Source organism: Micromonospora sp. NPDC002411 (assembly GCF_053592955.1).
The window spans coordinates 1-10,905 of sequence record NZ_JBSFBM010000236.1 but is presented as its reverse complement, the minus strand read 5'-3'; the positions used below and the strand labels follow the sequence as shown (position 1 = coordinate 10,905).

Here is a 10,905-nt window from a genome sequence, read left to right as displayed (position 1 = left end):
GCCCTCGGCCGCCCCTTCGTGCATGCAGTGCCGGGCGTGCCCGTCGAGCAGCCCGAGCGCCACCTTGTCGAGGGCGGCCTGGATCGCGGATATCTGGGTGAGCACGTCGATGCAGTAACGGTCGTCGTCGACCATCTTCTCGATGCCGCGGACCTGCCCCTCGACCCGGCGGAGTCGCGCGAGCAGCTGGTCCTTGCTGGCGGTGTACCCCCGGATCGGGGCGGGTGTGGTCATGCCGGCAAGGATAGCCTACCCCCCGGGGGTATGGTACGGTCGCTTCCGGTGGGGATACCCCCACCCCGTACCGGTAAGGAGACGTTCTGATGGTCAACACGACGTACCAGGTGCAGGGCATGACCTGTGGGCACTGCGTCAGCGCGGTCACCGCCGAGGTCGGCGGCATCGCTGGCGTGCACGACGTCCAGGTCGACCTCGCCACCGGCCGGGTCACCGTCGACAGCGACCAGCCGTTGGACACCGAGGTCGTCCGGGCCGCCGTCGACGAGGCCGGCTACAACCTCGTCGACGCGTGATCGGAGGGCCGCCATGCGCACCGTGACGAAGTTGGCCGGGTTCGCCGTCGGCCTGGCGGCGGTCTTCGGCACGACGTACGGGATCGGTCGGGTGGTCGACCGCGCCCCGGCGGCCGAGAGCCGGCACGACGAAGGCGCGGCTCCCGCGGCCGGCGCGGGCGGGACCACCGATCGCCTCCCCGGCGGTCTGCTCGTCTCCGACCGTGGCTACACCCTCGAAACTGTCGACGCTCCGGCCGACGAGTTCGCCTTCCGGATCGTCGGGCCGGACGGACGCCCGGTGACACGCTACGACGTGGCGCACGACAAGCGGATGCACCTGATCGTCGCCCGGCGGGACCTCTCGGGCTTCCGCCACGTGCACCCCGAGTTGGCCCCGGACGGCACCTGGCGGGTCGACATCCCGCTGGCCGGTGCCGGGCAGTGGCGGGCCTTCGCCGACTTCGCCCCGACCGGGGCGGAGCCGCTGACCCTCGGTGTGGACGTGACAGTCCCCGGCGAGCTGACCGAACGACCACTGCCGGCACCCTCGAAGAGCACCACCGTCGACGGCTACACGGTGACCCTGACCGGCGCTCCGCAGCCCGGCCGCACGTCAGAGTTGACCCTCAGCGTGAGCCGGGACGGTCAGCCGGTCACCGACCTGGAGCCCTACCTGGGCGCGTACGGGCACCTGGTGGCGCTACGCCGAGGTGATCTGGCGTACCTGCACGTACACCCGGACGGGACACCGGGGGACGGGCGGACCCGGCCCGGCCCGGCGGTCACCTTCCTCGCCGAGGTGCCGTCGGCCGGCAGCTACCGGCTCTACCTCGACTTCCGGCACGGCGGGGCGGTGCACACCGCCGAGTTCACAGTCGTCACCGACGGCACCTCGACCGGGGTCGTTCCCAGCCCGAGCGGACCCGCGCCGACCGGAGGCGCCGACCACGGCACCCCCGGGCACGGGCACAACTGACGGGACCAGACGATGACCACCACCAGCAGCAGACAGCTACCCGAGGCACCCAACCGGATCGAGTTGGCGATCGGCGGGATGACCTGCGCCGCCTGCGCCGCCCGGATCGAGAAGAAGCTCAACCGGATGGACGGCGTGAGCGCCACAGTCAACTACGCCACCGAGAAGGCGACGGTCCGGTACGTCGACGGCGTCACGCCGGACGACCTCATCGAGACAGTGCAGAAGACCGGCTACACGGCTGCGCTGCCCAGCCCGCCGACCGAGGAGCAGGCGGTGGATCCGCTGAAGGGTCCGCGTACCCGGCTCTGGGTCTCGGTGGCGCTGAGCGTGCCGGTGGTGCTGCTGGCCATGGTCCCGGCCTGGCAGTTCGACTACTGGCAGTGGCTGTCGCTGACCCTGGCCGCCCCGGTGGTGGTCTGGGGCGGGTTGCCGTTCCACCGGGCCGCCTGGACCAACCTGCGGCACGGCGCGGCGACGATGGACACCCTGGTGTCGCTCGGCACGCTGGCCGCGTTCGGCTGGTCGCTCTGGGCGCTGTTCCTCGGTGACGCCGGCATGCCCGGGATGACGCACCCGTTCCGTTTCGACATCACCCGCACCGACGGCGCCGGCAACATCTACCTGGAGGCGGCCGCCGGGGTGACGGTGTTCATCCTGGCCGGGCGCTACTTCGAGGCCCGGTCCAAGCGCACCGCCGGCGCGGCCCTGCGTGCCCTGCTCGAACTGGGCGCCCGCGAGGTGGCGGTGCTGCGGGATGGGGTGGAGACCCTGATCCCGGTGGACCGGCTCGCCGTCGGTGACCGGTTCGTGGTCCGTCCCGGGGAGAAGATCGCCACCGACGGGGTGGTCGACGAGGGCACCTCCGCCGTCGACGCCAGCATGCTCACCGGTGAGTCGGTGCCGGTCGAGGTCGGCCCCGGGGACGGCGTCGTCGGTGCCACCATCAACGCGGGCGGGCGGCTGGTCGTCACCGCGACCCGGGTCGGTGCGGACACCCAGCTCGCCCGAATGGCCGACCTGGTCGAGCAGGCGCAGAGCGGCAAGGCGGCCGTGCAACGGTTGGCGGACCGGATCTCCGGTGTCTTCGTGCCGATCGTCATCACGCTCTCCGTCGGCACCCTCGGCTGGTGGCTCGGCACCGGAGCCGGCCCGACCGCCGCGTTCACCGCGGCCGTGGCCGTGCTGATCATCGCCTGCCCCTGTGCGCTCGGCCTGGCCACCCCGACGGCTCTGCTGGTCGGCACCGGTCGGGGTGCCCAACTCGGTGTGCTGATCAAAGGGCCGGAGGTGCTGGAGTCGACCCGCCGGGTGGACACCGTGGTGCTGGACAAGACCGGCACTGTCACGACCGGCCGGATGTCACTGGTGGACGTGGTGCCCGCGAGCGGGGAGGACCGGGCCGAGTTGCTCCGGCTCGCCGGCGCTGTGGAGGCCGCATCCGAGCACCCGATCGCCCGGGCGGTCGCCGCGGGTGCCGCCGAGGCCGGCGCGCTGCCTTCGGTGACCGGTTTCCGCAACCTTGAAGGGTTGGGCGTGACCGGCACCGTGGACGGGCGGGTCGTACTGGTCGGCCGAGCTCGCCTGCTGCGCGAGGGGCAGATCGACGTACCGCCGGAGGTCGAGTGGGCGGTCAGCGAGGCGGAGGCCGCCGGCCGTACGGCGATCGTGGCCGGCTGGGACGGACAGGCCCGGGGTGTGCTCGCGGTCGCCGACGTGGTTCGGCCGACCAGTCGGTCGGCGGTTGCCCGGCTACGCGCGCTGGGGCTCACCCCGGTGCTGCTGACCGGGGACAACACCACGGTGGCCCGGGCGGTCGCCGCCGAGGTGGGCATCGACGAGGTGATCGCCGAGGTGTTGCCGGCTGGCAAGGTCGACGTGGTGAAGCGGCTCCAGGCCGAGGGACGGTCGGTGGCGATGGTCGGTGACGGGGTCAACGACGCCCCGGCGCTGGCCCAGGCCGACCTCGGGTTGGCCATGGGCACCGGCACCGACGTGGCGATCGAGGCGTCCGACCTCACTCTCGTGCGGGGCGACCTGGACGCCGCTGCGGACGCCATCCGGTTGTCCCGACGCACGCTCGGCATCATCCGCGGGAACTTGTTCTGGGCCTTCGGTTACAACGTGGCGGCCCTGCCGCTGGCCGCCGCAGGACTGCTCAACCCGATGATCGCCGGCGCGACCATGGCGCTGTCCTCGGTCTTCGTGGTGGCCAACAGTCTGCGACTGCGTCGGTTCCGGTCGGCCACTGTCGATCGCGGACTGTGACGGCGGTAATGGTTGGACCGGTGACGACGGGGGTACTGCTGGTGTCGTAGCGACGCTTGCGATGGAGGTTGGCAATGGGTTTCGACGACAAGATCAACAACGCCACCGAGGACGCGGCCGGCAAGCTGAAGGAAGGCGCCGGTCGGGCCACCGACAACGAGCAGCTCGAGGCCGAGGGTCGCGCTGACCAGTCGACGGCCAAGCTCAAGCAGGCCGGCGAGAAGATCAAGGACGCCTTCAAGAGCTGACGTACGACGTACTCCGCACGCCGGGTCGGTGATCTTTCACCGGCCCGGCGTGCTGTGTGTCCGGCTGTTTTCCGCCCGCCCCTGAGATCCCCCTGATTCCGTGGCCGCTTCCCACCGCCGCGTGCCCGTACCTGCTAGCTTCTTTTTGCATGTGCGAGGGCTTGTTATGAGCAGCGCTGCACCGCCGACCGGCGACGACCTGGTCCGGGTGCTGGCCGCCCTGGCCAACCCACATCGGCTGCGGGTCGTCGCCGCGCTGTCCCGCGAGCGCGCGTACGTCAGCGGGCTGGCTCGGCAGCTGGGCATCAGCCGAGCGTTGTTGCAGGTCCACCTACGGAAGCTGGCGGCGGCCGGGCTGGTCACCGCTCGCCTGGAGTTGTCGGAGGACGGGAAGGCCATGAACTACTACGAGGTGGAGCCGTTCGTGCTCACACTCACTCCCCAGGTCATCGCGGCGGCGGCCGAGACGCTGACAGTGCCCGACTCGGCCGAGCAGCCAGGAGCGCAGCGATGAGCGAGCACGACTGGACCGAGGTGGTCGGCGCGATCGGCATCTTCGCCCTGATCATCAGCGTGTTCACGGTGACGGTCGTGCAACTCGCCAAGACCCGGCGGGCCAGGTACGAGGCGGCCCGCGCGGACGACTACCGCCAGCTCGCCGAGACGGCCGCTCGGGCCCAGGCAGAGAACGCCCGGCTGCTCGCGGCGATGGAGGCTCGGCTGGGCGGGATGGAGACCCGGATGAACGGTGTCGAACGGGTCCTGACCGAGGTCGACTGACACGGGCCCCGGGCCGTCGAGCGGCTACTCGACGGCCCGGGTGAAGAGCATCACCTCGCCCAGTGGGCGAGTTTCACCGGCAACGCTCCTTCCAGGAGAGGACAGCACCTCATGCTGCGCGTACGCAAATCCGCGGTCGGCTGGGCGGTCGCAGTGGCCCTCACGGCCACCGGCCTGACCCCGGCGACCCCCGCCGCCGCCCGACCGCAACCCGGCCCGACGATCGACTGGCGGCCCTGTGCCAAGGACGCCACCGCCGAGTGCGGCACCCTGTCGCTGCCGGTGGACTGGCACCGACCACGGGGTGAGCGCTTCGAGCTGGAGTTGGCCCGTCGGATCGCCGATCCGGCCGCTCGCGAAGGTGTGCTGGTCTTCGGCCCCGGCGGACCGGGCGACAGCGGCGTCGACCGGGTGGTGGACGGCAGCTCACGGTTCAGCGCAGACCTGCGCCGCCGGTTCGACATCGTCAGCTTCGACCCGCGCGGCACCGGAAGCAGCCACCCGGTGATCTGTTCCCGGGAGCTGCTCGGCCGGCAACCACAGGTGATCACCGACCAGGCTCACTTCGACGCCACACTGGCCAACAACGCGCTGCTGCGCGCCGACTGTCGGGCTCGCACCGGGGCGCTCTACGACCACGTCGACACCACAAGCGCCGCCCGTGACCTGGATGCGATCCGTGCCGCGCTCGGCGAGCGCCAGCTCACCTTCCACGGCAGCTCGTACGGCACCCTGCTCGGGCAGCGGTACGCCGAGCTGTTCCCCGGCCGGGTCCGGGCCATGGTGTTGGAGGCCGCCATGGACCACAGCCTCGACACCCGCGCCTTCCTGGACACCCAGGCCGTCACCGCCGAGGACGCGTTCGACGAGTTCCTGGCCTGGTGTGCCCGCTCCGCCGACTGTGTCCTGCACGATCATGACGTGCGGGCACTCTGGGCCGGGCTGCACTCAAGGGCGGAGCAGGGCACGCTGACCGACCCGGACCGGGCCGGCGCGGCGCTCGCCCCGTTCGAGCTGAGCCGCCTCGCCCACAAGCAGCTCTACGACACGTGGCGGTGGCCAGGGCTCGCCGAGTGGATCGTCCGGCTGGACGACCCCGGCACTCCGCGCGTCGACACGCTGTCGAATGAGGCCGTGGCCCCGTACCCCTTCGCGGTCTTCTGCCAGGACTGGAACCTGCCGGTCCGCGACTACCGCGAGTACGTCGGACATGTGCGCCGCAGCGGGCAGCTCGCGCCCGACCTGCGCTACCCGCCCGCGCTCTTTGCCCTGGTCACCTGCCTGGGCGCCCCGACGCCGGTAGCCAACCCGCAGCACCGGTTGCGGGTCCGCACCGACGTGCCGCTGCTGATTGCCGCCACAGTGCACGACCCGGCGAGCGGCTACGGCTGGGCTCGTAACGTGGCCCGGCAGTTGGGCCGAAACGGCGTGCTGCTCACCTACCAGGGGTGGGGGCATGGCAGCTACACCACCAGCCCGTGCGTGCAGCAGATCGTCGACGACTACCTGATCGACCGGGTGGTGCCGGCCCGGGATGCCAGCTGCCCGGCCGTCGAGCCCGAAGTCTGAGCGGCAAGCAGGGCGAACGCGCACACGTCCGCGCCGCTCCGAAGACCTAAGGTGCGCGTCGTCCCGTCAGGCGGGCGGCCCGCAACTCCAGGTAGCGCTGCTCGGGCAGGCTCGTGGTGCCGCGTGCCGCCGCCAGGTACGCGTCCCGCGCCGCACCGGGCTCACCGGCCAGTTCCAGCAGGTGCGCCCGTACGGCGGCGAGCCGGTGATGCCCGGCGGTGCGCTCGTCGGCGTCCAGCGCGGTGAGCAGAGCGAGCCCGGCGCGGGGCCCGTCCACCATGGCCACCGCCACCGCCTGGTTGAGGGTGACCATCGGGTTCGGGGCGATCCGGGCCAGCAGCCGGTAGAGCGCGACGATCTGCCGCCAGTCCGTCTCCGCCGCCGTCGACGCCTCAGCGTGCACAGCGGCGATCGCCGCCTGGAGCTGGTACGGGCCCGGCGGCGACCAGGTCAACGCCTCCGTGATCAGGGCGATCCCCTCCGCGATGGCGGCGGCGTCCCACCGGGTGCGGTCCTGCTCGGCCAGCGGCACCAGCTCCCCGTCCGCGCCGAGTCGGGCCGCCCGGTGCGCGTCGGTGAGCAGCATGAGTGCCAGCAAACCGGCCACCTCACCGTCGTCGGGCAGCAGCCCGTGCAGGATGCGGGCCAGCCGGATCGCCTCGGCGGTCAGGTCGGCCCGGTGCAGATCCGGCCCGCTGGACGCGGTGTACCCCTCGTTGAAGATCAGGTAGAGCACCCGCAGCACCGTCCGCAGGCGTTCCGCCCGCTCACCCGGCGCGGGCATGTCGAACCGGGCGCCGGCGGCCTCGATCCGCTGCTTCGCGCGGCGGATCCGCTGGCTCATCGTCGCCTCCGGCACCAGGTGCGCGCGGGCGATCTGGGCGGTGCTGAGACCACCGACCGCGCGCAGGGTGAGCGTCACCTGCGCCGATCCGGTCAGCGCCGGGTGGCAGCAGAGGAAGAGCAGGGTCAGGGTGTCGTCGGCCTCCGGCACCGCCGGCTCCTCGTCGGCCGGCGGCGACACCCCGGCGTACGCCGGCTCCCGCAACGCCACCGCCACCTCGCGGTCCCGGCGGGCGCTCTCGCTGCGCCACTCGTCGGTGAGCCGGCGGGTGGCCACGGTGAGCAGCCAGGCGCGGGGATTGTCCGGTACGCCCTGCCCGGGCCACTGCATCGCGGCGGCGAGCAGCGCCTCCTGGACCGCGTCCTCGCACCTGTCGAACTGGCCGTGTCGGCGGACCAGCAGGCCGAGGACCTGCGGCGCGAGCGTGCGCAGCAGGTCCTCGACCGTCCGGTCGTCGGTCACATCTCCGTCCCGGCCTGCTCCATGATCGGGCGGACCTCCATCGCACCGCCGAAGCGCACGTCCGGCCAGCGGGCGGCGATCTCGGCGGCCCGCTGCGGGCTGTCGCAGTCGACGGTCAGGTAACCGGCGAACTGCTCCTTGCTCTCCATGAACGGCCCGTCGACGACCTCCGTGCTGCCGGCGACGAGCCGGACCGTCAACGTCTGCGCCGGATTGGCCAACGCCTGACCGTCGACCAACTCGCCGGTCTCGGTCAGCTCCTTCATGATCTCGTCGACCTCGCCGAACAGGGCGGTGCGGTCCTGCTCGGTCAGCTCCTCGGTGAAGCCGGGCCGGTTCCAGATCAGCAGCATGTACTTCACAGCGGTGCTCCTCAGGCCTCGGTCGCACCCCGGTCGGGGCGCGGCTCACCGGAGGGTCGGAGTCGTCGCCCCGTTCCCTACGGCTCAGCGAAGAAAATCGTAGAAATCTCCGCCGGTGGTGGTCCCACGCCGGTCGAGCCGGCGGCGATGGTGCGGTCAGCGCCGCTCGGGTGGGCGCCTGTCGGGCCCACCGGGCACCTGCCGGGGCTTCCGCCCGCCGCCGACGTCCAACGACGCCCGGTCGGCGGCCGACGTGCCGGAGGACCAACCCTCGGCGTCCCGGACGCTGAGTCGATGCCGGGTGACGCCGGGGAAGAGCGTGTCCAGCCGCTCCCGGACCGCCTCGCCCCGCGCCGCGAGCACCGGCAACAGCCGTTCCGCCCCGGCCGTCTCGGCCGCCGCCCGGTCCGCCGCGTCGGTCGCCGCCTCGGTGGCCGTACGCAGCCGCTCGCCGATCCGCAGCGCGAACGCGTTGAGGAAGGACTCGTCCCAGACCTTCGTCCGCCGCCCCGACCCCGGCCGGCGCTCGGCCCGCCCACGCAGCATCGCCGCCGTGGCCTGGACCAGCAGCGACGTGTAGAGCAGCTCCACCGCCACCAGATCCGCCGGCCAACCCAGCACTGTGGTGAAGCCGAGATCGTCGGACCAGACCGCCTCGCACCGGTTCGCCGCCGCCACCTCCTGCACCAGCAGCGCCTTCGCGCCCGCGTACGGGGTATCGGTGCTCAGGCGTACCCCGCCGGGCTGGTCGCCGCGCTCCGCTCCGGCGGCCAGCAGCGCCTCGTCGATGCTGTGCCGGGCGATCAACTCCTGCGCCTTGGCGGTCAACGCCTCCGCCTCGGCCGGGAAGGTCGTCGACTCGGCCTTGGCCAGCAACGCCCGTACCCGGTCGAGCATCGGTGACCCGCTGCGGGCCGCTCCCGCCGGTCGGGCGGTCACCGCGCCGGTCGTGCCCGGCGGTGGGCGCAGCACCGCGATCGGCGGCAGGCTCTCCACAAGCGCGAGAGCGTCCACGGCAGTGCGGAGCGCGTCGGCCCGGTCCAAACCCTCCCGGCTGGCCCAGCCGGCCAACACGCTGCCGTCGGCGGCACCCTCGGTGGCCACCAGCTCGCGCAACTGGTCGTCCCACCAGGCCGGGACCGGGTCGGCCTGGTCGCGCCGTTGGGCGGCCATCGCGGCGCGGACCAGCCGGGCCGCGTGAGCGTCGAGCCGTCGACTGGTGATCCGGTCCACGTCGACGGGCTGCCAACCGCGCGGCCACAGCCGGCTCAGGCCACGGACCAGGCGACGCAGCAGGGCGGCGTCCACCGCCGTGGTGCCGTCCGCGGCGCCGGTGCCGACCATCAGTTGGTCCAGCTGCCGTTCGGCCTGCCGTACGTCAGTGCCGCGCACCGCCGCGAGCGCGTTGGCGACGAGTTCGTCCGCGTCCGGCACGGGCACCTCCTTCTCGGGATCTGGCTGTCGCTGCCCCTCCAGGCTCCATGATCATGCCGCCCGTGGCCCGGGAGTCACGAAACGGGGATGTCACCAGTCCGGTCCCTCTTGATCAAAACGGCTTCCCGGAAGTCGCGGTATCCCACGCGACTGGACACCCCGGTTTCACCAAACCCGTGTTGATCAATGCCCTTTGCGGACGCCTGCAACCACCTGACTGGTCAGGTGTGCTGCGGCCAGCCGTTCAAGATCTCGTCGATCGCCACGGCGTCCTGCTCCGGGTCGGGTGCCGGGGTTGGCCGGTCGGTCGGCGTGCGGTCGAAGCGCGGCGCCGGTGCCGGTTGGATCTCGCCACCCACCTCCACGAACGTGTCCCGCGCGGCGTTGTGCGGGTGCCGGTGCGCCTCGCCGGGTGCGAGCACCGGCGCGACGCAGGCGTCCAGGTCGGCGAAGACAGCCGTCCACTCGTCCCGGGTCCGCTCCGCGAACCGCTCGGTGAACCGTCGCCGCAGCTCCTCCCAGCCGCTCGGGTCGTACTGCGCGGGCAGGTCCGGATCGTCGGCGAGGTCGAGGCCGGCCAGGAGTACGGCGTAGAAGGCCGGTTCCATCGCGCCGACGGCCATGAATCCACCGTCCGAGGTGGCGTACGTGTCGTAGAAGGGCGCCCCGCCGTCGAACATGTTGCGCCCGCGCGGTGCGGCCCACAGGCCGGTGCCGAGCAGCCCGTGCAGGAACGAGGTGAGCAGGGCCGAGCCGTCCACCATCGCCGCGTCGACCACCTGGCCGGCGCCGGAGCGTTCCCGTTCCAGCAGCGCGGCCAGCACGCCGACGGCGAGCAGCATGCCGCCCCCGCCGAAGTCGCCGAGCAGGTTCATCGGCGCGTACGGGCGCTCGCCCGCGCGCCCCAGCGGCTCCAACGCCCCGGCGACGGCGATGTAGTCGATGTCGTGCCCGGCTCGGGCGGCCAGCGGGCCGTCCTGACCCCAGCCGGTCATCCGCGCGTACACCAGTCGGGGGTTGCGGGTCTGGCACACCTCCGGGCCGAAGCCGAGCCGCTCGGCCACCCCCGGCCGGTACGCCTCGACCAGCACGTCCGCCCGGTCGGTGAGACGCAACAGGTCGGCCACGCCGTCCGGGGTCTTCAGGTCCAGCGCGGTGACCCGCCGACCGCGCTGCAACGGGCCGCCGGTCGGCGCGGCCAGCCGGCCCGCTCCCGGTGCGCCCGGCCGGTCCACCCGCACCACGTCCGCGCCCAGGTCGGCGAGCACCATGCATCCGAACGGCGCGGGCGCGAGGCTGGCGAGTTCGACGACCCGTACCCCGGCCAGCGGCCCTCCGCGCGCTGCCATCACGCGACGCCAGCTGGTTCGGCGGGGCGGGCGGCGAGCCGGTCGACCAGGTCGGCGGGCGGCGTGAACCGGTCGCCGTAGCGGTCGGCCAACTCGGT

General features: G+C 72.6%; 12 protein-coding genes. 7 read left to right on the top strand and 5 right to left on the bottom strand.

What is annotated here, in order from left to right; translation table 11 throughout:
* On the bottom strand, positions 1 to 234 hold a 234-nt coding region (locus ACWCO3_RS24425; protein ID WP_450012224.1), incomplete at its 3' end, for a metal-sensitive transcriptional regulator.
* An 89-nt stretch (positions 235 to 323) separates the two neighbouring features.
* Between ACWCO3_RS24425 and ACWCO3_RS24420 the strand changes: the two genes are divergently transcribed.
* From ACWCO3_RS24420 to ACWCO3_RS24390, 7 genes are all read left to right on the top strand, one after another.
* Positions 324 to 533, top strand: coding sequence for a heavy-metal-associated domain-containing protein (locus tag ACWCO3_RS24420; protein WP_145786065.1), 210 nt, complete (start codon positions 324 to 326; stop codon positions 531 to 533).
* A 13-nt stretch (positions 534 to 546) separates the two neighbouring features.
* A complete protein-coding gene (locus tag ACWCO3_RS24415) occupies positions 547 to 1,491 on the top strand; it encodes a hypothetical protein (protein WP_450012221.1) in 945 nt (314 codons plus the stop codon).
* Between the two features lie 12 nt (positions 1,492 to 1,503).
* On the top strand, positions 1,504 to 3,759 hold the full coding sequence (locus ACWCO3_RS24410) for a heavy metal translocating P-type ATPase (protein ID WP_450012219.1): 2,256 nt from the start codon (positions 1,504 to 1,506) through the stop codon (positions 3,757 to 3,759).
* Positions 3,760 to 3,833: 74 nt separating this feature from the next.
* Complete coding sequence (locus ACWCO3_RS24405; RefSeq protein WP_088986618.1) at positions 3,834 to 4,007, top strand: CsbD family protein; 174 nt, start codon at positions 3,834 to 3,836, stop codon at positions 4,005 to 4,007.
* Between the two features lie 166 nt (positions 4,008 to 4,173).
* On the top strand, positions 4,174 to 4,521 hold the full coding sequence (locus ACWCO3_RS24400) for an ArsR/SmtB family transcription factor (protein WP_145786068.1): 348 nt from the start codon (positions 4,174 to 4,176) through the stop codon (positions 4,519 to 4,521).
* A complete protein-coding gene (locus tag ACWCO3_RS24395) occupies positions 4,518 to 4,787 on the top strand; it encodes a hypothetical protein (RefSeq protein WP_145786069.1) in 270 nt (89 codons plus the stop codon). Before ACWCO3_RS24400 ends, ACWCO3_RS24395 begins: the two co-directional genes overlap by 4 nt.
* Positions 4,788 to 4,898: 111 nt before the next feature.
* Positions 4,899 to 6,356 (top strand): alpha/beta hydrolase, encoded by a 1,458-nt coding sequence (locus tag ACWCO3_RS24390; RefSeq protein WP_450012216.1) that lies wholly within the window; start codon positions 4,899 to 4,901, stop codon positions 6,354 to 6,356.
* A gap of 46 nt (positions 6,357 to 6,402) precedes the next feature.
* Here the strand turns inward: ACWCO3_RS24390 and ACWCO3_RS24385 are convergent, their stop codons facing one another.
* The 4 genes from ACWCO3_RS24385 to ACWCO3_RS24370 form a co-directional block, all read right to left on the bottom strand.
* The gene (locus ACWCO3_RS24385; protein ID WP_145786071.1) at positions 6,403 to 7,662 is read right to left on the bottom strand and encodes an RNA polymerase sigma factor; all 1,260 of its coding nucleotides are present in this window, start codon (positions 7,660 to 7,662) and stop codon (positions 6,403 to 6,405) included.
* Positions 7,659 to 8,015: a YciI family protein gene (locus tag ACWCO3_RS24380; protein ID WP_357931283.1), complete on the bottom strand. Its 357-nt coding sequence runs from the start codon at positions 8,013 to 8,015 to the stop codon at positions 7,659 to 7,661. Before ACWCO3_RS24380 ends, ACWCO3_RS24385 begins: the two co-directional genes overlap by 4 nt.
* A 165-nt stretch (positions 8,016 to 8,180) precedes the next feature.
* Positions 8,181 to 9,458, bottom strand: a complete 1,278-nt coding sequence (locus tag ACWCO3_RS24375) for a DUF2786 domain-containing protein (RefSeq protein WP_358162099.1) — start codon at positions 9,456 to 9,458, stop codon at positions 8,181 to 8,183.
* 221 nt (positions 9,459 to 9,679) lie between these two features.
* Positions 9,680 to 10,807, bottom strand: coding sequence for a CaiB/BaiF CoA transferase family protein (locus tag ACWCO3_RS24370; RefSeq protein WP_358162097.1), 1,128 nt, complete (start codon positions 10,805 to 10,807; stop codon positions 9,680 to 9,682).
* Between the last annotated feature and the right edge of the window lie 98 nt (positions 10,808 to 10,905).